This is a genomic window from Chryseobacterium endalhagicum, assembly GCF_016745235.1.
Taxonomy (GTDB): Bacteria; Bacteroidota; Bacteroidia; order Flavobacteriales; family Weeksellaceae; genus Chryseobacterium; species Chryseobacterium endalhagicum.
Genome location: NZ_JAELVM010000003.1, coordinates 251457 through 275304 on the forward strand (window position 1 = coordinate 251457; position 23848 = coordinate 275304).

Here is a 23848-nt window from a genome sequence, read left to right on the forward strand (position 1 = left end):
GTCAATATTGAATATATTTATAAATTTGTTGATTTTTCGTTATAAATATACAAAAATTTAGATTTTAATTTGATAAAAAACTATAAAAACAAAAAACTAATTAGAAACATTCTTCTTAATTTTCTTAATTAAAAAAGAGAATATTTTAAGTTTTATTAAAAAAAATAATTTTATTTAATAAATATTTTCGCACATTTAAGATATATTACGAAAATTAGAAACACAATTATTACTTCAAATGAATATTAATTATCGTTTACTTTTGCCCGATGAAAGCAAAAATTACAGAAGCATCAGGCTTGAAAGTTTAGCAAAATTTCCCGAAGCATTTTGTGCCAGTTATGAGGAATCAGTAAAAATAGAAAAGTTCAGGCTGGAAACGGATATTGAAAATCAGGCTCAGGACAGGTTTGTTTTGGGAGCATTTGCCGATGCTGAACTTATCGGGATCTGCAGTTTTGTAAAAGATGAAAATAATACCGGGAATATTTACCAGATGTATGTAAAAGGAGAGTTTCAGGGGAAAAATATAGGCTTTGGACTGATTCAGGCCGTTATTGATGAAGCGAGGAAAAGATGTAATGGAATCAGCATTTTTCTTGAGGTGACGCACAACAACGAAAAAGCTTATCATCTGTATAAGAAAATAGGATTTTCAGAAGTTCCGGATGATTCCGGAGAGCAGGAAAACGGCAGCCGGAAGATGTATTTGAATACAACTGACTAGAGCATGAAAAAGCTGCAGTCTCAAAAGTGAGGCGGTCTTTTTTGTGATTTACCGAAAAAAAAAGATTATTTGTGTTGTTAAGGCTTACATCAAAGATTCTCAGTTAGAGAGATGATGACATACTCAATTTTATCGGAGATAAAATCTTTGCGCCTTATACCATGTTTTTGTTATAAAATTTGCGTCTTCGCCTTATTCCAACTATAAAAAACAAAAGTTTTCTGCTTGTTTTATGCTTTGTTGGGCAATCGCAACGGCACAAGGTTTTTAAGCATTGTGAATATGTAAGACGCAATAAAATCAAAGATTTTCAGCTAGAGAAATGTAATCCCCGAAGTTTTTGGATTCGGGGATTATTCTTGGGAAGCTTTTTAGACAGGCGCTTCAATACTTCCTTTTCATTACAGTATTTCAAATATTACTGAGTCACTTTCATCATCGCCCTCGTGATCTGATCTTCCTTCTCCTTTGAATAGGTAGAATCAAAAGGCTGCATCACATCAAATAAGTATTGATAGAAAGGGGTGATTTTCTGCACATTTTCAGATTCCTTTATTGCTTTTTCCTTACCCATATGCTGAAGCTCCTTGATGAAAACATTGAATTTTTTATCGATCGGTTCAATGGATTTTACAAGATAGCCGTACGCTTTTTCGTTCTGTCCTGATTTTTTATAAGCATCGGTAACCGCAGAAACAACCATGGAATATTCCATAGGCTTCACCCTCATCTGTCTCACCGACTGCTGCTGAAATGCGGGTGATAAACTCAGATAGTAATCATACTCTTCAAAAATCTCTTTTTTCAGGATTTCTGCAAGCTGAAGCCCTTTCTGCTCCTGCCCTGCCATGATGTATCCCGTTACCATAGCACTCAATGAACGCGGATCATTGTATTTCTGAGCCGGAATTTCTCTTGAGGCAAGATCCAGGATTTCCAGCGCTTTTCCTTTCTGTCCGCTTAATGCCAGTGCTGAAGCTGCTCTTCCAACCGCCATTCTGTAGACTATAATGTTTGACGTTGCCGCCTCGTCATAATGGATGCTGAGATCTTTAAAATTCCCCCATCTGAAATTTTTCACAGCATGGTAAAGAGAATTTGGGTCTACTTTACCCATATCACCGTCCAGAGATTGTCTCGTATGAATAGGAACCAGTCTGTAACTGAACCCTTCAAACTGCAGATATTCATCAAGATAGAAGATATTTTCGCTGTCGTAGATTCCTCCTGATGAAAAGTTGATCGGACGCTTCCAGTCGAAATTGGCAAGCATATCCAGCATCATCAGGTTGTTTTTGTAAAGGGTGTTTCCTTTGTATGTGATCATGATTTGATTGACTACATCCGGAAGGTCTGCCTGAGTGATAATTCCTGCTCTTAAAGCGTTTTCTTTATTGACAGGAAGAATGAATTTATTCACCGGAAGGATATTGTATTCCTGATATTTTTCTTCCCCGAAATACATTTTTAAAAGCTCATCCTTTTCCGAAGATTTGAATTTAAGGAAGCTGATGGCTTCTTTCAGCGTTATAGCATCCTGCGTAAGGTATTTTCTGAAAGCTCCGAACTGGGTATCCGGAACGCCCTGTTCTTTTAACATAGAAAAAACACCTTCCCAGTCTTCTTTTTTCATCATATAAATCTGGTCATTCACCCCATCCCTGTAATCTTCATGCGTAAGCTGGGTCGGAATTCCGGCCGCATTGTAAGTCTTTCTCTTTACCTGATCAATATACCATGGAGTGGCTAAAAGGGTGAAATTAACCGTTTTCACATCATCCCGGAAACGTTCTGTCTCCTGAATAGCCCAAACCGGGAACGTATCGTTATCACCATAAATAAAAATAATATCATCCTTAGGCACTGACTTAAGGAAGGAGTAGGCATAATCCCGCGCCGCCGATTTTTTACTGCGGTCGTGAGGAACATAGTTCTGAAAGCCCATCATCAACGGTATACCCAATAAAACAACTCCTAAAGCGATGTTAGCTCCGTTGGATTTTACTTTAGACTGAATGAACCACAAAATAGCTCCGGCTCCAAGCCCGATCCAGATCGCAAAGGCATAGAAGGAACCTACCATTGCATAATCTCTTTCCCTCACCTCGAAAGGTTTGATGCTGGTGTAAAAAACAATTCCAATACTTGTTAAAACAAATAATGAAAGTAAGGCATAGAACCTTCCAAAGTCCCTGTTTAACTGGAAAAAGAAACCGATTAACCCTAAAATTAAAGGTAAAAAGAAGAATTTCACGGTGCTTTCATTCTGGAATTTTGCAGGCATCTTGTCCTGATTTCCAAGCAAAGCATTATCTATAAAAGGAATTCCGGAGATCCAGTTTCCTCTTGTGTTTTCCATTTTTCCCTCAAGATCATTCTGTCTTCCCACGAAGTTCCACATCAGGTATCTTACAAAATAATACCCGTTCTGGAACGTGATGAAATAGTCCATATTCTGGGCCAGTGAAGGCTTTTGAACGTTGATCAGATTGTAAGGCTTCACCTTTAAATAATCTGCTGCTGTGATTGATTTGTCTTCATATTTCGCTCTCAGTTCATCAAAGATCTGTTTTGCCTGAGGATTATCTGCCACATCTTCATTTGAATAATTGAAGGTAAAATCCGGAGCTCCGTACATAGAAATGTAGTTCGCCATTACATCCTTGTCCTGATTGTACATTCTCGGCATCAAGCTGATCTGGGATTTGCTGAAAACATAGTTGAAACGGTCACCGGTCTTTCTGTAGGTTCCGGTTTTCTCGTCTTTTTCGTACGTCTCACCGGTTTTCTGGGTTTTGAAACTTCCGTCTTCATTCTTTTCGATTCCATTCGCATCAAGGAAAGCGGTATAGTTCTGTCCGTAAATCGTTGGCCAGTCACCGTATTGTTCTCTGTTATAATAATCCAGCATTCCAATCGCCGTATCCGGATCATTAAGGTTCATCGGAGGATTCGCATTTGCTCTGATAGGAATAACCAGCCAGCATGAAAAACCGATAATCATATACACCACCGACAAAGCAGCCGTTTGAAAAACTGTTCTTTTCGCTTTTCCGGCATATTTAATCATAAAATAAGACATTACAGCCATGAGAATAAATGCCGCAATGGTTCCGGAATGGAAAGGAAGCCCCAATCCGTTCACAAAGAATATTTCCAGTCTTCCGAACATCGTCATGATCAATGGGAAGATAATTTTGAACACAATGATCAGAATTCCCAAAGTGATGGCATTTGCCCAGATAAAGTTTTTCCAGGTAAATGTATAATTTCTCGCGTAATACACCAGACATACAGCCGGGATCGCAAGCATACACATCATGTGCGCCCCTACGGAAAGTCCCAGTATAAAGAAAATAAGGATAATCCATCTTTCACTGTCTTTCGCCAGATACTCGTTTTCCCATTTTGTGATCAGCCAGACCAATAAGGCGATGAACATCGAAGCTATGGAATACACCTCTCCTTCTACTGCAGAGAACCAAAACGTATCTGAGAAGGTAAAACACAATGCACCTACAGCCCCTGCAAAAAGAATGGAGATTTCCTGATGTTTCGTTATTTCATCGAAATCTTTATTTAAAAGTCTTCTTACAAAATGAGTAATGGTCCAGAACAGGAATAAAATAGTAAACGAACTGAAAAGTGAAGACATCGCATTGATGACAATGGCATAATTCTCTTCATTTCCCAACGCAAAAATACTGGCCGCAGCCCCCACGATCTGAAATAAAGCGGCTCCGGGAGCGTGCGTTACCTCCAATTTTACGGCAGAGGAAATGTACTCGCCGCAATCCCAGAAACTGAGATAATGTTCCATCGTGGAACCATAGGTGATCAGTGCGATGGTGAACAGTACCCATCCTAAAACGATGTTCCATTTTTTAAAAGACCAGTTCTTCATATACTATGTAATTTCAATACATAGTAAGACAACCCAGATTGGGGAATTATTACATGAAATTTTCTATTCAGACGGATTTGGCCAATTCAGCTATAAAATTGCTGCAATTATTTCGCGCAGATTTAACGAATAATGCAGATATATAAACGCAAACATCTGCCAGATCTGTGGAATCTGCGGGAGAGTATTTTAACAGTAGATTATTATTATTTTCCCACAGATTTAACAGATTACACAGATTAATAAAGCGCAAACATCTGTTCCATCTGTGGATTCTGTGGGAGATTTTTAATACGTATTATTCAGTCCCCCATCCAAAGGAATGCTGGTTCCCGTTAGGTAAGATGAATATTCTGATGCCAGGAAAGCTGCAAGGTGGCCATATTCTTCCGTTTTACCCAATCTCTTCATAGGAATTTTGTTTTCTCTGCCTTTTCTTATTTCCTCTTCAGATTTTCCTGTCTGCTGGGATTCATGCCTGATCAGGTTCTGGATGCGCTCGGTATCAAAATATCCGGTTAAAATATTATTGATCGTCACTTGGTGCTGCGCCACTTCAATAGATAAAGTCTTTGCCCAGGCGATCACGGCAGAGCGGATGGAATTTGAAAGGGCTAAATTACCGATCGGTTCTTTCACAGACAGTGAGGAAACATTGATAATCCGGCCATGCTTCTGTTTTATCATGTAAGGCAAAGCCAGCAGTGTTGTTTCGCAGACCGTTTTAAAAAGGAGATCAAATGCTTTCTGATAGTCATTCACCTCTTTTTCAAGGGCTAAGCCCGGCTCCGGACCGTTGGTGTTATTCACCAGAATATCTATGGAATTACGGCTAAAATAATCGGTAATCAATTTTTTGTATTCTTCAAAGTCCGAAAAATCTGCCACCAGATACTGATGCTTCTGATCTAGATTGATGACAGGCAGTGCAGCCAGCATATTTTTAAGTTTCTCTTCATTCCGGGCCATAATGGTAACGTTAGCTCCGCATTTTGCCAGTTCTAAGGCTATTCCTGCTCCTATTCCCTGGGTAGCTGCTCCTACCAAAGCATTTTTTGAAAAAAGTTGAATATTCATAAGCGATTATTATGAGTCATTGTTGAAGGATAAATGTAGCAAAAAAGCATTACATCTAAGACAAAAACCTTATGAATAATCCCCGGATTGCAAGTAAAATAATCTGGGTTTGGGATAAAAAAGCTAAGATTAAAAAGGATGGAAGTTACTATTAGATAATAATGCTAAACAGCTGCCTTAAATTTTGTTAAAGTAGAAAAAAAATGATAAAACCACGGTTATTTTTATCTTCGGACTGCAATAACTTTCCTCTTCGGGCATCAAACTTCCTGACCCTGTATAAATTACTGTGGTAATGCCGGAGGAAGTACTCTTTCCGGTTTGCTTGATAACGTTCGAAGAAATGCTTCCAACTGAGAAATTTCTTCATCAGTAAGATCTAAAAGCCTTACAAAACCTGATTTTTCAGAAGTCAGTGTAATGCCTTCATGAACGGTAGATCTTTTCTGTGAATGTTCGGGATTTCCTTTGCTGTAAAACTGAATCACTTCGGTAAGCGTTGTCATGGACCCGTTATGTATCCAGGGCCCTGTTCTTGAGACTTCACGCAGTCCCGGCACCCGAAACTTTCCGGCATCTTCCGCTTTTTTGGTAACCAGATAACGGCCGAGATCTTCTTCTTTGGAGCCCAATAATGAAGTTCCCACATTTTCAAACTGATTATTGGAAAAATATCCGGAACTGTGGCAGTTCATGCATTGCGCTTTGGTCCGGAAGAGATGCAGCCCCATCAGCTCATCATTGGAGTAGAGATCTGCTTTTCCGTCAATAAACTGATCAAATTTCGAGGTCCCGCTTTTTATGGTTCTTTCAAAAGCGGCAATCGCTTTGGAAATCCGGTCTTTTGAGACTTTTTTGTCCCCAAAAGCTTTTTCAAATAATACTTCATAGCCTTTGATCTTTGCAATTTTTCCGGCGGCAAGATCAATATGCCCGCTCATTTCCCTTTCATCCCGGATCGGCATTTCCGACTGGTCTTCAAGCGATGCGGCACGTCCGTCCCAGAATAAAGACTGTGCATAGGCTACGTTCAGAATGCTCATTGCATTTCTCGTCCCAAGCTGTCTGTCGTGCCCGAAGGAGAAAGTCCGGTTGTCACACCAGCCCAGCTCCGGATCATGGCAGGAAGCACATGCAATCTGATTGGATTTTGAAAGTCTCGGATCAAAGAAAAGAATTTTTCCTAATGCTGCTTTATCTTCCGAATAAGGATTATCTGCGGGAAACTGAATGTCAGGGAGATGGCCTATTTCAGCAAAATAAGGTTTTGCATCAGGGTCTAAGATCGGCTTAGGCCATTGTGAAGAATCTCCTGAGGAATATAATTTCCTCAATTCAGCCAGGAATGAGGCTTTCCCGCGGATTTCCTTCTGAACACTGTTGCTGAAACAGTTATTCAAAAGGGAAACCGTAAGAAATGCAATTAATATCCAGCTTAGGACATTTTTCATGAGTCATGGAGTTTCCGCAAAAATAGGAAAACCGGATGAGATGTTGGTACCAGACGTCAGATTTCAGACACTAGATTTTTAGGTTGAGGCTAAGGTTAAGGTTAAGGTTAAGATTGAGATTGAGGATGGAAAATGTCAATGGTGAATTTTGCTTCGCAAGTGAATGGTGAATTTTTAATTATAAGAATCAAGAGTCAAGAATCAAGATGCAAGACATTATGTCCCGGTTGACAACTGTTGAGCTAAATCATTAGGATCTAGCAACTAACAACCAGTAACCCGCAACGCTATTTTAACCAGCAACTGACAACCAGCAACCCATTCACTCTCAAACACTCAAACTCTACCACTTCTCGTCCCAAGTTCAAATTATTTCACAACCGTTGCTTCCAGCTCTACTTTTAAAGTTTCAAATAATCCGGTTACTTCCAGCATGGTTACAGCCTGCTCTATCTTGTGTTTTGCAATCCATTCCTGAAGGATCGGAAAATGAGGCCAAAGCTCTTTTGTAGAAGTGGTGTAGATGTTTAATCTGACAATTCCTTCAGGTTCATAACCGGCTGCACTGATCACCTCTTCCAGATTGGCTATGGCCTGTTCCAGCTGGGATTTCATATCTTTATCACTGGACGTTCCATCCGGATCTATGGCGGCCTGACCGGAACAGTATAATGTTCCTGATACGTTTTTCACTTCAACTGCCTGGGAATAGCTTCTTTCTTTCTGCCATTCCCATGGATTTACGGTTCTTTTTTCTAATGTACTCATTGAATTTTGTTTTTATATTTACTTTACAAAACTGCTTAATAAGTACAATAAACCGGCGTGACCTGGATCACGATTATGAAGTGAGGAGAATCACAGATCTAAAGGGACAGCCGGCTTAATGTTTCTCTGGAAACGCCGAGATAGGCGGCAAGAAGTGACTTTGAAACCCGCTGGATCAGGGAAGGATATTTTTCAACCAGCTGTTGATACCGTTCTTTGATACCCACGGTCATTGATGAAATGATACGCTGCTGCGCTGAAATAAAGCCCATATAAGCCTTTTCAAGAAAGAAATGTTCCAGTTTCGGAAATGCTTCACAGAGTTTTCTGTAATCTTCAAGCCGGAGACACAGGACCTCGGTATCCTCTATGCATTCCAGGGACATGGATGCCTTGGTCTGTTTGTAATAAGCCTGAAAATCAGTTTCCCACCAATCTTCCATGGCAAATCCTACAATATGCTCTTTTGCCGTGTCATCGGTATACACCAGCTTTAATAAACCACTGATTACAAAATAATTACATTGTACAAGCTCACCTTCCTGGATCAGGAACTGATGTTTCTTATATTTTTTATAGGTGAAAAAAGATGAAATATGTTCAAATTCATCATCATTCAACGGGACAATTTTCTCAATATGGGCTCTTAACTTCTCAAACATTCTCTAATTATGAGTTATAAAAGTACTGTTTTCTCACACATCATCCATGCATTTTATCATTTAGAATATTCTATCATATCCATTTATATTGATTAAAACTCCGCCCTACTATTAAAGATTTTATCAGTTAAAAAGAGACAGGTTTCAAGATTTATTTACCTTTGCAGACCGCATTTTACTATGGATACAGATACAATTTTTTCACAGTTAACAGCCCATTTCAAAGAAATCATTCCGTTGGAAGAAACAGATATTGAGATCATTATTCCAGCATTAGAAATTGTTCATCTGAAAAAGAAAGATTTTTTACTTCAGGAAGGACAGATTTCGAAGCATATGCGCTTCATTGCAAAGGGAAGTCTTTATGCCTATTATATTGACGAAAAAGGAAGGGAAAATACCACCCAGCTGGGCATTGAAAACTGGTGGGTCAATGATCTGTACAGTTATCTGAGCGGCCAGCCTTCCAGAATGTTCATTCAGGCGAATGAAGAAACCACCGTAATTCAGATCAGCAAAGAAAACCTGGAAATACTGTATAAGGAAGTGCCCGCTGTTTCCGATTTCTGGCGCCTGAAAATGCAGAGTGCCTACGTTACCCTGCAGGAAAGGACTTTTGAGCATTCAAGGGTTGATGCCTACACCAAATACCGGAATTTTGTCTCAACCTACCGGAATATTGAGCAGCGTTTTCCTCAGTTTATGATCGCTTCCTACCTGGGAATTACAGTGGAATACCTGAGCTATTTACGAAAAAAACACCTCACTGACGTTTCTTAAGATTTCTTAAGTTGATTCCGTTCTGACCTGAATAATTTTGCTCACAGAAAATCAAACGAGTACAATTATGAAGGCAAAATATGCAGTGGTACTGGCTCTTGCAGCGGCATCGTCCGGGCTGGACGCCCAGAAAATCGCCTATACTCCCGATATTGTTTTAGGGCACCGTTCCTATACTTATATGCACAATATCAACTATCAGCTGAACGACCGGCTGAAAATCAACAATCTTACTTTATTTGACACAGCCTACACAAAAGATAAGGACAATATTTTCTTTATCAGGAATACTTTATCGTACCGTCTTACGACAAATTTCAACGTGAATGCCGCTTTCGGAATGAAAAATCCGGGTGCTTTTTTCAGTGTGTATGCACAGTACCGCATAACGGGGACCGCTTACTCATTCTCTTACTCAATCGGGGCTACTTATCAGAAAGGATTTTCGCTTGAACAGTCTGTTTCATTCGAATATACACCTCACCTGAAAGAAAATCTTCAGGGCTATTTCAGTGTGCTGGCTATTGGAAATATAGATGACAGCGGCTATCCGAGAGGTTTGCAATTCCTGAGATTAGGGGTGAAACAGAACAGGATGATGTACGGCATCGCTTCCAATTTTGACCAGTTTAATAATGCCAAAAAGACCCTTGAAAATATCGGGGGATTCGTAAAATATAACTTTTAAATAATCATACAATGAACAAGAACAATGATTTAGGAATTTTCATCACAAGAGCAGCTATAGGTTTTCCGATGCTGGTGTACGGGATCAGTAAACTCATCCATGGTGTTGGGTTTATCGAACAGATGATGGTACAGAAAGGGCTTCCAATTTTCTTTGCCTACGGGGTATTTGTGGGCGAAATTATCGCACCCGTCATGATTATCCTGGGGTTCAGAATCAGGCTGGCAGGGATAGCTTTTGCTGCCAATTGTTTTACGGCGATTATCCTTGCGCAGACCGGTAATATATTTAAGTTGAATGAATTCGGAGGCTGGGCACTGGAGCTCCTGATGATCTATATGCTGGCAGGCTTAAGTTTCTTTTTTACCGGTGCGGGAAAATATGCTGTTTCTACGGGAAGTAAGTGGGATTAAAATTTAACTGAAACCTAAAAGCCTGCAAGGATTTCATTTGAAGGATGAAAGATGGAAGAGGCAGACCGCAACTAACCATGTCAGGATTTTAAATCCTGACATGGTTCTCTGAATGCTTAGCATGAGTGTAAAAAAATCTTTTTCAGTTATTTTTGAATCTCTGCGTAAAGTTCTTTATAAGCTTCCACCAGTGCTTCCAATGTAAATCCACGGTTTAGGCCGCTGGTATTGGGCAAAACCAAGACTCTGGAACCACAAAAATCCTCAGGCTGTCTTCCCCATTGAATTTCCTTCTTTTTTGAAAATCCCTGATAGGCAGCTTTGCCGAGAAATACAATATATTGGGGCTGAAACTCCGTTATTTTTGTTTTAAAAATTTCAAGGGAATCATCAAATTCATTTTTGGAAAGCTCATCGGCGCGGGAGGTCGCCCTGGCTACAGCAGTGGTAAGTCCATACCCAAAATCCAGAAGGGTTCTGTCATCTACAGCTTCTATCTGATAGGGTGTAAAACCAGCCTGGTGCAGGACTTTCCAGAACCGGTTGCTCCGTCCTGAAAAATGATGTCCGTCTTCAGCAGATTTCAATCCGGGATTGATCCCGCAAAAAATAACAGTAAGGTCTTTGGCGATAATATCTGTTAACATAAGTAATGAAAATTGAATTTACAGATTCAGACTGATGGCTTGAACAGACAGCAAGGTAATATTTATTTTTAAAACATACCATGCCTTCTCCGTTCTCCCTGATTATCAATTAAAAAAATGCATAAAAGAACAACTATGGCATGAATATTATTGTATATAATAAAAAAACACCAGATGGAAAATATGTTACAAAATACAGACCTGATCCGTCGATATTTCTCGGCTGGTATAGCCAGTCAGTTTTGCTTACATATAGATCTGGAAGGCGAATATACCTTTACCCAGAATATTGTATCCAAAAAACCGATCATCGCGACAACATTTACGAAGAAAATCTTATCCAATCCCCAGTTGAAACTGTTTTTATCTGCTTTGATTACTGAAATCAACCATGGAAAATGCACTGTAGATCTTATCCGTGAAAGGATAAAACATTTTAAGGAACCGGGTGTTCAGGAGGACAGAAGAATCGTTTAAATAAAAAATCCCTACTCAACTGTAAGGATTTTTTTTCATATTATTCTATTGCGACTGATCCGCTTCTAATCTTTCAAATATTTAGCTACTTTGTCTTCCAGATCATCCAGATTAAATGGTTTTGCCACAAAATCGTCCGCCTGAGCCTCTTGTGCCAGTCTTACAATATCATTATTGGCCGTCACATAAATAACCGGGATAGATTTGAATTCTTCATGACTTTTTAAAAGTTTGGTGGCCTCTACCCCTCCAATCTTTGGAATCCAGTTATCCATAAGGATCACATCGGGCTGAAACTGGGCAACTTTCTCCAGTATGTCATGAGACGTTTCTGAAATTTCGACCTGATAACCATTCTCTTCGAAAATGATGGTAATTACCTCTAAAATAGTTGTATCATCATCAAAAATCAAAATTTTCTTTGTACTCATAGTAGTTCTAATTTAAATCTTAGGGTTGTTTTTTTATTTCTTTTCTTTTTTTATAACTGATTGATATAATCTGCCAGATTCTCCGGGGTAATGATGAGATCATACGCAACTCCTTCTACGGCATGCCTGGGCATATAATCTACCTCGGCTGTGTCCGGTTCCTGGATCCAGACTTTTCCTTTGTTTTTTTTGATGCATCCCAAACCTTCCACTCCATCTGCATTGGCACCGGAAAGTAAAATTCCCACAAGGTTTTTACCGTAGACCTCCGCAGCAGAATTGAAGGTAACATCAATGGAAGGTCTTGAATAGTTCATCTTCTCTGAAAAATCCAGCGACATCATGCTTTTATTTTCGAACAGCAAATGATAATCTGCCGGAACGATGTATACTTTATTATTCTCAATTTCCGTTTTGTCATCGATCTCAATCACCTCCATTGCCACAAACTGCTGAAGCAGGGTCTGCAGAATATTGGTAGAGGATGCCTTACGGTGAACCACGAGAACAATGGGAAAATGCAGCTCTGTTTTTAATTTTTTAAGCATTTCCAGAATGACCTGCAGACTGCCCGCAGATCCTCCTATCACGACTAATTCCGTATCCGTTTTTTTTGCTTCCATGATCAAAGTATTAGTTGTGTTCCGTTTTTTTCCAGATCCGCTGGTCATCCACCTGGTGATATGCCTTATCCAGTTTGGAAAATCTCAGCGTTTCCTTTGAACCTAAAGCCAGATAACCGAGATTTTCAAGGCTGCTGTCAAAAAGTTTAAAGACCCTTTCCTGCAGATCCCGGTCAAAATAGATCAGGACATTTCTGCAGATAATCAGCTGGAAACTGTTGAAAGAACTGTCCGAAACCAAATTATGGGTAGACAATATCAGTTTTTCCTGTAAACTTTTATCAAATCTTACGCTGTCATAATTCGCCGTATAATAATCGGAAAAGTCTTTTTTACCACCAGATAAGATGTAATTCTCAGAATACAGTTTCATCTGTTGCAACGGGAAAACACCTGACCTTGCGGTTTCCAGAACAGAGGGGTTCAGGTCCGTTCCATAGATCAGTGATTTATGGTACAGATTAGCTTCTTTGAGCAATATCGCCATTGAATAGGCTTCTTCGCCCGTAGAACAGCCCGCTACCCAGATTCTGATCAGCGGATAGGTTCCCAGTTGCGGTAAAATCTTTTCCCTGAGTTTTTTAAAGAAAAGCGGATCGCGGAACATTTCCGTAACATTCACCGTGATTTCTTCTACAAAACGCTTCAGATATTCAGGATCGTTGATGATCGTATAGCGTAACTCGGCGAAGCTGGTAAACCTGTCAATGAGACAGATCCTGTTGACCCTGCGTTTAAAAGAAGCCCTGCTGTATTCTGAAAAGTCGTAACCGTACATTTCATACACATCTTTGATCAGATATTCTACTTCTTCATCTTTTACGATACTCGGCTCTAACATCTAGGAAAGTTTTTCGATAGCTATCATTAACTGATCTACGTCCACAGGCTTTGAAATATAATCCTGAGCTCCCACATCCAGACATTTCTGACGGTCTTCAGGCATGGCCTGAGCTGTAACGGCAATCACAGGAACCTCGCTTATTCCCGGTGTATTTCTGATCATTTTAATGGCCTGATAACCATCCATTTCAGGCATCATCATATCCATCAGAACGATGTCTATTTCTTTTTCCTGTAAAATTTCAATAGCTACCTGAGCCATTGTGCAGCTTTCTATCTGATAACCACGCGCCTTCAGCGTCAGTTTAAGTGCAAATATATTACGTGGATCATCGTCCACAATTAAAATTTTCTTTTTCATCATTTAACTTTCGTATAACCACACCCGCAGTAAGGATAATAACTGATCAATATCCACAGGTTTTGAAATATAATCTGAAGCACCCGCCACGATGCATTTTTCACGGTCCCCGATCATGGATTTTGCTGTAATGGCAATGATAGGAAGCCTCATGAACGCCGGCATTTTTCTGATCTCCCGGATGGTTTCATACCCGTCCATTTCAGGCATCATCATATCCATCAGGATCACGTCTATATCTTTGTGTTCATTAATCTGCTGAAGCGCGTGTTTTCCATCCATGGCTACCACAACCTCAACTTTATATTTTTCCAGAGCTTTGGTCAGAGAGAAAATATTTCTTACATCATCATCGGTGATCAGTATTTTTTTCCCGCTTAAAACTTCGGTTAAGGAGCCTAACACTTTATTCCTTGCCGTTTCAACAGAGTTGTTTTTTTCTTCCACCAAATGTAAGAATAAACCTACTTCATCTAAAATCCTTTCGTAGGAATGGGCTGTTTTTACCACGATGGAATCTGCGTACTGCCTGATCTTCAGCTCTTCGGATTTGGATAAACTATGCTCGGAAAAAATAATAATCGGCAGGTTTTCCAGTCCTTCATAGCTTTTGATGGATTCTATGATCTGGTACTCACTTCCTTTTGAAGCTCCCAAATCTAAAATAACGCAGTCTACATAGTCTGTGGTCAATGCTTTCACACTGTCTTCCACATTATTTTCTACGGATAAAGAGATATTAAAATTGCTTAAGAAATAAGCCAATGCGCTGGCATGCTTAGCATTATTTTCTACAATCAGAACCTTTTGCGGAGATTTTTGAAGGGCGTCTTCAATTTTCTTGAAAACATCTGTCATTTTATCCAGGGCCATCGGCTTATTAATGAAATCAATAGCGCCTTTCATTAAACTTTCGCGTTCCACCTGCAGTACAGACATCATATGAACCGGAATATGTCTGGTTGAGGCATTGGATTTAAGCTCATCCATCACCTGCCAGCCATCTTTTACCGGAAGCTGAACATCCAGCAGAATAGCCTGCGGATGATACTGAACCGCCGCAGACAGTGCAAAATCTCCCCTCACCACCACTACTCCTTTGTACTGGTTCATGCGGGCATATTTGAGAAGGGCTTTTGCAAAATTAATATCGTCTTCTACGATCAGGATCACTTTATCCTCTGCCGTGATGCCATCGCGGTCATCTTCTACAGCTTCCGGAATGGCAAGTATTTCCACCGGAATTGAGGTTTCAACTTCACCGTCTTCCAGGATATTCTGGATTTCTTCCACATCTTCACGGATGGTTTCCACAAGATGCTGGTCATTTTCCGGCTGAACGGCTTCAGATATGGCCGTTATTGGGATGATCAGGCTGAATTCGCTGCCTTCATTCACTTTACTTTTGAGGTTTAATTCTCCTCCCAGCAATCTCGCAATTTCACGGCTGATGGAAAGCCCCAGTCCGGTTCCTCCAAATCTTCTGCGCGTAGATCCGTCTGCCTGCTGGAAAGCTTCAAAAATAATCGCCTGCTTTTCTTCCGGAATCCCGATTCCTGTATCTTTTACACTGAAAACAATAAAATCTTTGTTTTCGGTATCTTTTCTAATATGTAAACTGATGCTTCCCTCTGAGGTAAATTTAATGGCATTGGACAAAAGGTTGCGCAATACCTGATCTACACGAAGCCTGTCGGTCTCAATAGATTTTTCAACCTCTTCCTCTACATGAATATCAAATCTGATATGTTTTTCCTGCATAATCGGATTAAACAGGCTTCTTAAATCCCGGATGATATCATTGACGACAACATCCTGGTATTCAAGGGTCATTTTTCCTGATTCTATTTTAGCGAGGTCAAGAATCTCGTCAATCAGGGTCAGAAGGCTGCTTCCGGAGCTCTGAATGACTTTTGCAGATTCTATCTGGTCTTCATTGAGGTTTTCATCAGGATTTTCCGCCATTAATCTGGAAAGTAGGAGGATTGAATTTAATGGAGTTCTGAGTTCATGGGACATATTGGCCAGGAATTCAGATTTGTATTTGGTGCTTAAAGCGAGCTCTTCCACTTTTTTCTGGATCTCGCCGTTTCGCTGGGCAATCATGTGGTTTCTTTCCTCCAGCATTCTTGAACGCTCTTCCAGTTCGGCGTTAGCCTGCATCAGCTCTTCCTGCTGTACTTTCAGTTCTTCTTCTGAAGCCTGAAGTTTTTGGGTCTGTGCTTCCAGCTCGGTATTCAGATTTTCCAGCTCGGAATGCTGTACCTGCAGTTCTTCGGACTGTGCCTGTGTTTCTTCAAGCAGCTGCTGTTCTTTTTCACGGCCTTTCGCTGCATTTAATGCAATGCCGATGTTTCTGCTGCATTCCGCAAAATAATTAATTCTGTCTTCATCAAAATCTGTCGCCGATCCCAGTTCAAGAATACCGATGCAATGACCGTCTGCATGAACCGGAACCAGGAGGATTCCGTTGATTTTTATTCTGCTGCTGGCAAAACTCACCACAAAATCTTCTTCATTGAGGTGGTTGTATACCTGTATTTTTTCATCGCTGAAAACCTGGCCTACCATTCCTTCTCCCGGCTCGAAAGTTTTTTTCATGGTATTTTCAAGGCCGTAGGATGCACTTAATTTTAATGTGCCTTCGTCATAAAGATACAAGGCGCCATTAATGCATTTTCCGTATTCTATAAGCTGGTTCAGAGACTGATCGGAAGCTTCTTTTACGGATTTATTTCCGACTAAGGATTCATTCAGTAAAGCAAGACCTTTCTGACGCCAGTCGCTTTTATTGATCTTGTCAAAAGATTTCTTCAGGGAATCCGTCATGTGATTTAATGAATCTACCAGATCTCCCAAATCATCCTGTGAATGATCTACCGCTTTCTGGCTGTAATCACCATTGGCAACGCGGTTGGCAATCTGCTGGATAGCGCTTACCCTTCTGCTGATTTCCTGGTCTTTTTCTCTCAGTTCTCTTTCCAGTTTATCTCTGCGGATCAGGTCTGCTCTTAATTTAAAGTAAAAAAAGATCGTGACAACTACCGCTGCCAGGGCTGAAATAACGATAAATAAAACGGTTGTACCGGACGAGCGGTCGAGATCTTTATTCTTAATCTCCAGCTGGCTGTCTTCATACTGAACAAAATCGCGGACAATCACCCGGCATTTGTCCATATAGCTTTTGCTCAGCAGGATCTGCTCCTGGGTCATCACTTTACCATTGCGCCTGTTCTGAACAAAAAGCTTTAAGTTTTCAATATTACTGTTAACATTTTCTTCAAGATCATGTAAACGTTCCAGTTGTTTTTTATCGGAAATATCCAGTGATTTTGCTCTTTCTATAGCCTGGGAAAATTCTTTTAAACTCCTGTTATAAGGTTCAAGAAAGTTTTCCCGTCCGGTAAGCTGATAGCCTCTGTTTCCCGTTTCTGCATCAAGCAGGGCAACAAGAACATCTTTTACGGCAGCTACCGAACGTCTGCTTTTGGAGACGCTTTCCCGGTGGTCCATCTGGTTCTGGATACTCAGATAGGATGCTACTGAACTTGCAATAAGGATCAGCAGCGATAAACCAACCCCAAACTGTAGGTTTCTTATGATGTTTTTTGGCATGAGATTAATTTAAAGGTAAGGTGAAAAAGAATGTAGAGCCTTCATCTACTTTACTGGATACGCCAATGGTTCCGTGATGCTGCTTGATAATTTCCGAACAGATAAACAGTCCGATTCCCATTCCCTGGAACTGCAGCGATGATTCTTCCACACGGTAGAACTTACGGAATACGGCATCCTGCTTGAAATCGGGAATTCCTATTCCAAAATCGGTAACGTTCACCCTTACTTCCTGCTCTTCTTCATCTACAAAAGTAGTAACGATGACCTGGTTGTTCTGAGGGGAATATTTTATAGCATTGGTCAGGAAATTGATCAGGACCTGTTCTATACGGATTTCGTCTATAGGGATAAGAATATTGGGTTTTACACCGTGTCTGTCGATCTTCACCTTGTTTTCATCATGGGTCTGTATGATGGTTTCAACGGCATTGTTGATCACGTTTTCAAGGCTGGTCGGCTTTCTGTTGATCTTCAGTTTACCATTTTCTATTTTGGAAACATCCAGCAGATCTGCAATCAGGGTGTTCAGTTTTTCGATCTGATCCTGAACTTTGGTCATAAATCCGGCTTCTGCGCTTTGCTTGTCCAGTTTCAGTTTACGGTCAAGCAGCTGAACATAGGCTTTGATACTGGTTAATGGTGTTTTCAGCTCATGGCTGGCAATACTCAGGAATTCATCCTTTTCTTTTTCAACTTTTTTCTGATCATCAATATCCGTGAAAGTTCCTACCCAGTTTTTGATGCCGTTTTCGTCATTCACAGGCGTTATGCGCAAAAGATGGTAACGGTAGTCTCCGGATTCTCTGTTTCTGATGCGGACCTCCATTTCAAGCGCTCTGTTTTTTTTCATGCAGCGATCAAACTCTTCCCTGATGTTAAGATCATCATCATGAACTTCCGGGAAATCAAGATCTGAGTCTGAATATTCAAACCACTTCTGGTTTACAAACTCTATATTTCCTTCTTCATTGAGGGTAAATGCAATTTGCGGCAGCGATTCCAGCATGAGCTGAAAATGATCGATCTGGGATTTCATGGTGACCTGAGATTCACGTCTGCCTTTCACTTCCAATTCCAGACTCTCCTGGGTCTTTTTCATGGCCAGATTCTGCTCCTGAAGGCTGTAAAAAGTCTTCACTTTCAACAGTAAAATTTCAGGATCTACGGGTTTTGTGACGTAGTCTTTTCCTCCTGAGGCATACCCTCTGGTGATAAATTTTTTCTCGGTATTTACCGCCGACAGAAATATAATGGGAACTTCTTTTGTCTTGCTGTAGTCGGCTAAGGTTTCAGCCACCTCAAACCCATCCATGCCGGGCATCTGCACATCCAGAATAATCAGTGCATAATTATTTTTTAGAGCTTTTCCTAAGGCCTCTTCTCCGGATTCTGCTGTATCTACCTGAAAATCTTTAGATTCCAGCAGTTTTTTCAGTGAATAAAGGTTGCTTTGGTTATCATCAACAATTAAGATCATAAAATGAATCAGTACTTGGTAGTTTATAAATATTTGGCAGCATCAAAAATACTTACAAAATTTCGAAAAACATTTATTTTTTAATCATTTTATGGCCACATACCACACATATATACTTATAAATCAATTTTTAAAAAAAATATTACTATACCAATCATTTTATTCAAAAAAACATCAATTTATTCAATAAATAATATTTTAAAAGGTATGCAACGACTATAAAACGTTTAAAATTCAAGAAATACCAGCCATTCTTCTGATCAACCTCTGATATCTGCTAACGGAAAGGCCAGACGCAGCTTCAGGATTAAAAGAAAACTGCCTTCAAAATTCTGAAGACAGTCTGTATTTATAATGTTTTTAAAACTTTCATCACATTTTCATTTTTAGGGTTTATTTCCAGTACTTTCTGGTAATTCTCCCGGGCTTTGTCCTTTTGACCCGCCTTCAGATAAGCTTCTCCCAAACTGTCGTAGACATTTTCACTTTTAGGGTACAATGCAGCATTCAGCCTGAAAACATCAATCGCTTTTGTGAACTCTTTCTTACGCAGCATGGTGTAGCCTACATCATTCAGATAGCTTTCGGAAAGAAGGTGGTGGGTTTGATCTTTGATTTTAGCATTTTTATAGACTTCTAGTCCCTGGTCGAAATTTCCTTCCAGAATCATTTCCAGAGGCGTTTTTTCAATGTCAGCCATCTGCGGCCCCTGCGACCGGATTTTATCATTGGGAAGAATCTGTGCAAGCTCTTTATTTCCTGTCTGCTCATTCTTCACCATTTTAAGCTTAAAATCCCACTCGCGGACTGAGTAAGTATCTTTTCCTGTTTTGATAAGTTCAATAGGCGTTTCCGTATTATTGACCGCCATGAGCTTTCCTTTTTCACGATAAATCCTGAAAAAACCATAAGTATCATTCCTGTAGCGGCCTATATTGCTGAAATCTTCCTGAGTTAAAGGTAAAATTTTCTCAGCCGGAAGGTTGAACTTGGGCCAGTGATATACTTCTGCCACGGAACGGATCAGCTCTTCTACAAATTGGGGTTGGTTCGTATTCGTTAATACGACAATTCCGTCACCGCTTGTTTTACTGGCGATAAATCTGCTGGAGAACCCTTCATTCCAGCCGCCGTGGTTAAAATACATATGTCCTCCCCTGTCTTCCAGAAAGATGCCCAGCCCCATAAACGGATCGATGAATGGTGTTGTGAATTCCTCCGCTGTTTTTTGTGAAATAATGGTGGTGCTTTTACCATTCAGGGTGTTCTGGACATCAATGACGAATTTAGCCAGATCTTCAGCAGTGGTCCATAAGCCTGCCGCTGCCTGCTCGGGATAGATATGGTATTTTCCGGAAACCTTAGTGCCTTCCTGATTGTATGCTGTAGCGGCAAACTGTGAATAGGCTTCTGACGGCGGTTGAGAAAATGTACTGTTTTTCATGTTCAGCGGCATCAGTACTTTTTCTTTCATAATGGTGGTGAAATCTTTTCCTTCCAGATCAATGAGCATCTGCTGCAGAACGCAATACCCGCCGCCTGCATACCGGAAAGGGGTTCCAGGCAGTTTATTCACGGTGACCTCAGGTGTATTGGACGGACTTTGTCCATTCAAAACCTGAACCAGTGCCGGAACAGGTTTACCCGCTTCATAACCCGGAAATCCGCTTACTGTAAAGCCGGCAGTGTGGCTGACAATATTTCTAAAAGTGACTTTTTTCTCTTTAGTGAATTCATTTTCAGGAACTTTCCAGGATTTCAGATAAGTATTTACATCGGCATCGGGATTTATTTTTCCGGCTTCAACCTCTGTTAATGCGGCATACACACTTACCGGTTTGCTCATGGATGCGGCCTGAAACAGAGTTTGGGTGTTCACCGGCGTTTTGGACTCTACATCAGCAAAACCATAAGATTTTGCCCAGATCACTTTGGAATTTTTAATCACCGCAATACTGACTCCGGGAATATTGTAGTGCTTCATTCTGGATTGTAAAGTCCACACAGGTTCGCCCTGGAAGCGGACAGCAGGCATTAATCCGGCTTCTACTTTGGAAATCTGCGCCTTCAACTGCGACTGGGTTTGTGCAGATAATGAAGTGGAAAGGGCTCCGATGATGAGCAGAGTATAAAAAGAAGTTTTGATCTTCATGTATTTTGGATATTTAGTTTTTCAAAAATACTTAAGTTTCATAATGAAATAAGCAGTTTTTTTTAACTGTTTCAAAAAATTAACAGGAAATTATTTTAACTGTATTATTCTGAAATCCTTATGAGTTCATCGCATATTGTTTTGGATTCATTCCGTTGTGCTCTTTAAAGATCTTTGAAAAATGACTGAGATTGGTAAAACCCAGCTTGTATCCTACTTCTGAAACAGAATATTTATTTTCTTTCAGCAGAAACGCGGCTTCCTTTATTCTGAATGTCTGGTAATAACTGAAGATACTGTCGCCAAAAATCTGCCTGAACAACCGTTTCAGTTTGGTAGGACTCATCCCCGAATCTGCAGCCAGTTTTCCGATAACAGGAGGAATTTCCAGATGTTCCAGAAGCTTTTCCCGTACTTTGTAAATGGTTTCGATATCTTTAACATTTAAGGCATACAAACGTTTTTCACTGCGCTTTTCAAGTTCCATCATTAATCTGCAGATGAGTTCTTCTGCTTTGATCCTCATAAAAAACAGTTGAAAAGCTTCATCAACCGATTCGTACAGAATTTCATTGACAATCTTCTGAAGGGATGGGTGCATCATCTGTTCAAAAAGATAAGGTTGTGTGTTTTCCAGCAGGCTTTTTAATATGGGTGACTGGCCGGATAATTCAAACAATCTGGTCAGATAATCTGCATCAACCTCAATATTAATGGTTCCAATGTTTGAATGGATTGCGATTACCTCATCAGTATTGAGACGGCTGGTGGCAATTAAAACAGAGGGGATTTCTGTACGGTTTTTTGTCGGTGATAAAATTTCTGACTGAGAAAAAATGTTCTGAAGTTTAAAGAATATCATTCTTTTACCACCATCCTTCTCCGGGTTTTCAAGCAGAATATCTTCATTGAGTTCGTAATTGCTGATCAGCATGCGGATATGTTCATTAAAGATAAATCCTGTACAATACCCTTTTCCCGATTGAGAAGGAATCTCCAGTCTTCTATCTTTAATCTCTGTTCCTAATAACCGCGCCAGGCTTTTCAGGACATTGGGAACCGAAGGATTATCTTTTTCCATAAAAGTCTTTTACAGCTATTTTTACGACTAATGTAATTATTTTATTTCTAAAATGACCCGGAAATTTGTACTCACATTTAACCAGACAAAATCATGTTACTCAACAATAAAAAAACAGCAATTATTGGTGCAGGCCCGGCCGGACTTACCCTGGCCAAATTATTACAGCAAAATGGTGCTGATGTGACGGTTTACGAAAGAGACAAGGATCCACAGGCAAGAATCTGGGGCGGCACTCTTGACCTGCATAAAGAATCGGGACAAAAAGCCATGAAAAAAGCAGGACTGCTGGATGAATATTATGCTTTGGCGCTACCCATGGGAATCATTATGACCGACGAAAAAGGTAAAACGATATTCACAAAACAGATCACCCCCGAAAACCAGTATGATAACCCTGAAATTAACCGAAACGTTCTGCGGAAAATGCTATTGGACAGTTTAAATGACAACACCATCATATGGGATAGAAAATGTACGGAACTTGAAATTTCAGAAGGGAAATGGCTGCTGCATTTTGAGAACGGAACCACCGCCACCGCAGACCTTGTGATCGGGGCCAATGGAGGAATGTCTAAAATAAGATCGTACGTTACAGACTCCGAAGTGGAAGTTACCGGAACCATGATTATTCAGGGAGATATACCGCAGCCTGACATACAGTGTCCTGAGTTTTATGAATTCTGTGACGGCAAAAGGCTGATGGCTGCTTATAAAGGTAATTTAATTGTCATCAATCCCTGTAATAATGGGAATATGACCTATGGTATTATTTTTAAAGAACCTGACAGCCGGAATGATGCTCATCCTTTGAAACTTCAGGAAACTGATCATATCCGGGAATTTCTTTTGAACAGGTTTTCAGACTGGGATAACCGTTTTAAGGAATTATTCTATGCTACAGTTGATTTCCATAGCCTTCCTATAAGAAAATTTCCGCTGGATCGTCCGTGGAAGACCACTCGCCCGCTTCCCATCACCCTGATTGGGGATGCCGCACATATGATGCCTCCGTTTGCAGGCCAGGGTGTGAATACAGGGCTGATGGATGCTCTGCTCTTATCTGAAAAACTAACGGAAGGCAATTATAAAACTCTGAAAAATGCTATTGAAAGCTATGAGGAGGAAATGTTCAGATATGCTTCGGAAGCACAGCTGGCTTCATCCAGAAACGAGGCAGAGATGCTTGAAGCTGATTTTTCTTTTGAGCAATTAATTAACTGATAAAATCTCTCTCGCAGATTTTTTTTACCACAGATTTTCACGGATGACACAGATCTTCTGAAAAGATTATTTTTACAACTGTGATAAAACCGACATAGGAAAATGGAGCGTTAAGAAAATAAATGCTGTGAACGTTAAGAAAATTCTACTGTCTGAAGCGCGAGACCTTTTCTGAACTGAATAATCCATATTGGACTCGCGCAAGTTTTAGAATTTTTAGTGAACAGGATTTATTTTTAGCGGAAGTTTCCAGGTCTTGAATTTTTCATTCTTTTGTTTCAAGACAAAAGAATATTTAGAGAAAAAAATTGCTTTTTGATATATCTCACGCAGATTTTACGGATAATGCAGATTTTTTTAACTACAGAGTAACTTGAAGACTAATTTCTGGAAATTGTTGGTTATCGCAAGGACGCAAAAGTTTTTATTTCTTCTGTATGTTTT

The 23848-nt window shown here is 40.1% G+C and carries 20 protein-coding genes; 6 read left to right on the forward strand and 14 right to left on the reverse strand.

All coding sequences use genetic code 11. The annotated features are described in order from the left end of the window. Positions 1-238 precede the first annotated feature (238 nt). On the forward strand, positions 239-727 hold the full coding sequence (locus tag JET18_RS16890; RefSeq protein WP_202092948.1) for a GNAT family N-acetyltransferase: 489 nt from the start codon (positions 239-241) through the stop codon (positions 725-727). A gap of 418 nt (positions 728-1145) precedes the next feature. Here JET18_RS16890 and JET18_RS16895 read toward each other — a convergent pair whose 3' ends face one another. The 5 genes from JET18_RS16895 to JET18_RS16915 form a co-directional block, all read right to left on the reverse strand. Then, positions 1146-4631, reverse strand: coding sequence for a glycosyltransferase family 117 protein (locus JET18_RS16895; protein WP_202092950.1), 3486 nt, complete (start codon positions 4629-4631; stop codon positions 1146-1148). 288 nt (positions 4632-4919) lie between these two features. Further along, the gene (locus tag JET18_RS16900) at positions 4920-5708 is read right to left on the reverse strand and encodes an SDR family oxidoreductase (RefSeq protein ID WP_202092951.1); all 789 of its coding nucleotides are present in this window, start codon (positions 5706-5708) and stop codon (positions 4920-4922) included. A gap of 284 nt (positions 5709-5992) precedes the next feature. Then, complete coding sequence (locus JET18_RS16905) at positions 5993-7159, reverse strand: cytochrome-c peroxidase (protein WP_202092954.1); 1167 nt, start codon at positions 7157-7159, stop codon at positions 5993-5995. Positions 7160-7528: 369 nt separating this feature from the next. Then, positions 7529-7927, reverse strand: a complete 399-nt coding sequence (locus JET18_RS16910) for a RidA family protein (RefSeq protein WP_202092955.1) — start codon at positions 7925-7927, stop codon at positions 7529-7531. A 98-nt stretch (positions 7928-8025) separates the two neighbouring features. Beyond that, positions 8026-8589 carry a Crp/Fnr family transcriptional regulator gene (locus JET18_RS16915; protein WP_202092957.1) on the reverse strand — a complete coding sequence of 188 codons (564 nt, stop codon included), beginning with the start codon at positions 8587-8589 and terminating at the stop codon, positions 8026-8028. Between the two features lie 180 nt (positions 8590-8769). Here JET18_RS16915 and JET18_RS16920 point away from each other — a divergent pair, with 180 nt between their 5' ends. The 3 genes from JET18_RS16920 to JET18_RS16930 all read left to right on the forward strand — a co-directional run bounded on the left by JET18_RS16920 (position 8770) and on the right by JET18_RS16930 (position 10470). After that, positions 8770-9369: a Crp/Fnr family transcriptional regulator gene (locus JET18_RS16920; protein ID WP_202092959.1), complete on the forward strand. Its 600-nt coding sequence runs from the start codon at positions 8770-8772 to the stop codon at positions 9367-9369. A gap of 67 nt (positions 9370-9436) precedes the next feature. Then, the gene (locus JET18_RS16925; protein ID WP_202092961.1) at positions 9437-10057 is read left to right on the forward strand and encodes a hypothetical protein; all 621 of its coding nucleotides are present in this window, start codon (positions 9437-9439) and stop codon (positions 10055-10057) included. An 11-nt stretch (positions 10058-10068) separates the two neighbouring features. Then, positions 10069-10470, forward strand: a complete 402-nt coding sequence (locus tag JET18_RS16930; protein ID WP_202092963.1) for a DoxX family protein — start codon at positions 10069-10071, stop codon at positions 10468-10470. 146 nt (positions 10471-10616) lie between these two features. Here the strand turns inward: JET18_RS16930 and mug are convergent, their stop codons facing one another. Then, positions 10617-11117 (reverse strand): G/U mismatch-specific DNA glycosylase, encoded by a 501-nt coding sequence (gene mug, locus JET18_RS16935; RefSeq protein WP_202092964.1) that lies wholly within the window; start codon positions 11115-11117, stop codon positions 10617-10619. Between the two features lie 174 nt (positions 11118-11291). Between mug and JET18_RS16940 the strand changes: the two genes are divergently transcribed. Next, positions 11292-11594 (forward strand): hypothetical protein, encoded by a 303-nt coding sequence (locus JET18_RS16940; RefSeq protein WP_202092966.1) that lies wholly within the window; start codon positions 11292-11294, stop codon positions 11592-11594. A gap of 65 nt (positions 11595-11659) precedes the next feature. Here JET18_RS16940 and JET18_RS16945 read toward each other — a convergent pair whose 3' ends face one another. The 8 genes from JET18_RS16945 to JET18_RS16980 all read right to left on the reverse strand — a co-directional run bounded on the left by JET18_RS16945 (position 11660) and on the right by JET18_RS16980 (position 22180). Then, positions 11660-12025 (reverse strand): response regulator, encoded by a 366-nt coding sequence (locus tag JET18_RS16945; RefSeq protein ID WP_202092973.1) that lies wholly within the window; start codon positions 12023-12025, stop codon positions 11660-11662. A gap of 50 nt (positions 12026-12075) precedes the next feature. Beyond that, positions 12076-12648, reverse strand: a complete 573-nt coding sequence (locus JET18_RS16950) for a chemotaxis protein CheB (protein ID WP_228728582.1) — start codon at positions 12646-12648, stop codon at positions 12076-12078. 10 nt (positions 12649-12658) lie between these two features. Beyond that, positions 12659-13489: a CheR family methyltransferase gene (locus JET18_RS16955; RefSeq protein WP_202092977.1), complete on the reverse strand. Its 831-nt coding sequence runs from the start codon at positions 13487-13489 to the stop codon at positions 12659-12661. Further along, positions 13490-13855 (reverse strand): response regulator, encoded by a 366-nt coding sequence (locus JET18_RS16960; protein WP_202092979.1) that lies wholly within the window; start codon positions 13853-13855, stop codon positions 13490-13492. After that, positions 13856-17467, reverse strand: a complete 3612-nt coding sequence (locus JET18_RS16965) for a response regulator (protein ID WP_202092987.1) — start codon at positions 17465-17467, stop codon at positions 13856-13858. Positions 17468-17471: 4 nt separating this feature from the next. Continuing rightward, a complete protein-coding gene (locus JET18_RS16970) occupies positions 17472-18947 on the reverse strand; it encodes an ATP-binding response regulator (RefSeq protein ID WP_202092989.1) in 1476 nt (491 codons plus the stop codon). Between the two features lie 349 nt (positions 18948-19296). Continuing rightward, positions 19297-21099 (reverse strand): serine hydrolase, encoded by a 1803-nt coding sequence (locus JET18_RS16975; protein WP_202092991.1) that lies wholly within the window; start codon positions 21097-21099, stop codon positions 19297-19299. Between the two features lie 118 nt (positions 21100-21217). Next, positions 21218-22180 (reverse strand): helix-turn-helix domain-containing protein, encoded by a 963-nt coding sequence (locus JET18_RS16980; protein ID WP_202092993.1) that lies wholly within the window; start codon positions 22178-22180, stop codon positions 21218-21220. Between the two features lie 93 nt (positions 22181-22273). On the opposite strand from JET18_RS16980, the gene JET18_RS16985 reads away from it, so the two are divergent. After that, positions 22274-23404, forward strand: coding sequence for an FAD-dependent oxidoreductase (locus JET18_RS16985; protein WP_202092995.1), 1131 nt, complete (start codon positions 22274-22276; stop codon positions 23402-23404). Positions 23405-23848 lie beyond the last annotated feature (444 nt).

What these genes read in the sequence shown, in the direction of transcription:
- JET18_RS16890 (WP_202092948.1), top strand. Translation starts at nt 239, where the DNA reads ATGAATATTAATTATCGTTTACTTTTGCCCGATGAAAGCAAAAATTAC.
- JET18_RS16895 (WP_202092950.1), bottom strand. Translation starts at nt 4,631, where the DNA reads ATGAAGAACTGGTCTTTTAAAAAATGGAACATCGTTTTAGGATGGGTA.
- JET18_RS16900 (WP_202092951.1), bottom strand. Translation starts at nt 5,708, where the DNA reads ATGAATATTCAACTTTTTTCAAAAAATGCTTTGGTAGGAGCAGCTACC.
- JET18_RS16905 (WP_202092954.1), bottom strand. Translation starts at nt 7,159, where the DNA reads ATGAAAAATGTCCTAAGCTGGATATTAATTGCATTTCTTACGGTTTCC.
- JET18_RS16910 (WP_202092955.1), bottom strand. Translation starts at nt 7,927, where the DNA reads ATGAGTACATTAGAAAAAAGAACCGTAAATCCATGGGAATGGCAGAAA.
- JET18_RS16915 (WP_202092957.1), bottom strand. Translation starts at nt 8,589, where the DNA reads ATGTTTGAGAAGTTAAGAGCCCATATTGAGAAAATTGTCCCGTTGAAT.
- JET18_RS16920 (WP_202092959.1), top strand. Translation starts at nt 8,770, where the DNA reads ATGGATACAGATACAATTTTTTCACAGTTAACAGCCCATTTCAAAGAA.
- JET18_RS16925 (WP_202092961.1), top strand. Translation starts at nt 9,437, where the DNA reads ATGAAGGCAAAATATGCAGTGGTACTGGCTCTTGCAGCGGCATCGTCC.
- JET18_RS16930 (WP_202092963.1), top strand. Translation starts at nt 10,069, where the DNA reads ATGAACAAGAACAATGATTTAGGAATTTTCATCACAAGAGCAGCTATA.
- mug (WP_202092964.1), bottom strand. Translation starts at nt 11,117, where the DNA reads ATGTTAACAGATATTATCGCCAAAGACCTTACTGTTATTTTTTGCGGG.
- JET18_RS16940 (WP_202092966.1), top strand. Translation starts at nt 11,292, where the DNA reads ATGGAAAATATGTTACAAAATACAGACCTGATCCGTCGATATTTCTCG.
- JET18_RS16945 (WP_202092973.1), bottom strand. Translation starts at nt 12,025, where the DNA reads ATGAGTACAAAGAAAATTTTGATTTTTGATGATGATACAACTATTTTA.
- JET18_RS16950 (WP_228728582.1), bottom strand. Translation starts at nt 12,648, where the DNA reads ATGGAAGCAAAAAAAACGGATACGGAATTAGTCGTGATAGGAGGATCT.
- JET18_RS16955 (WP_202092977.1), bottom strand. Translation starts at nt 13,489, where the DNA reads ATGTTAGAGCCGAGTATCGTAAAAGATGAAGAAGTAGAATATCTGATC.
- JET18_RS16960 (WP_202092979.1), bottom strand. Translation starts at nt 13,855, where the DNA reads ATGATGAAAAAGAAAATTTTAATTGTGGACGATGATCCACGTAATATA.
- JET18_RS16965 (WP_202092987.1), bottom strand. Translation starts at nt 17,467, where the DNA reads ATGCCAAAAAACATCATAAGAAACCTACAGTTTGGGGTTGGTTTATCG.
- JET18_RS16970 (WP_202092989.1), bottom strand. Translation starts at nt 18,947, where the DNA reads ATGATCTTAATTGTTGATGATAACCAAAGCAACCTTTATTCACTGAAA.
- JET18_RS16975 (WP_202092991.1), bottom strand. Translation starts at nt 21,099, where the DNA reads ATGAAGATCAAAACTTCTTTTTATACTCTGCTCATCATCGGAGCCCTT.
- JET18_RS16980 (WP_202092993.1), bottom strand. Translation starts at nt 22,180, where the DNA reads ATGGAAAAAGATAATCCTTCGGTTCCCAATGTCCTGAAAAGCCTGGCG.
- JET18_RS16985 (WP_202092995.1), top strand. Translation starts at nt 22,274, where the DNA reads ATGTTACTCAACAATAAAAAAACAGCAATTATTGGTGCAGGCCCGGCC.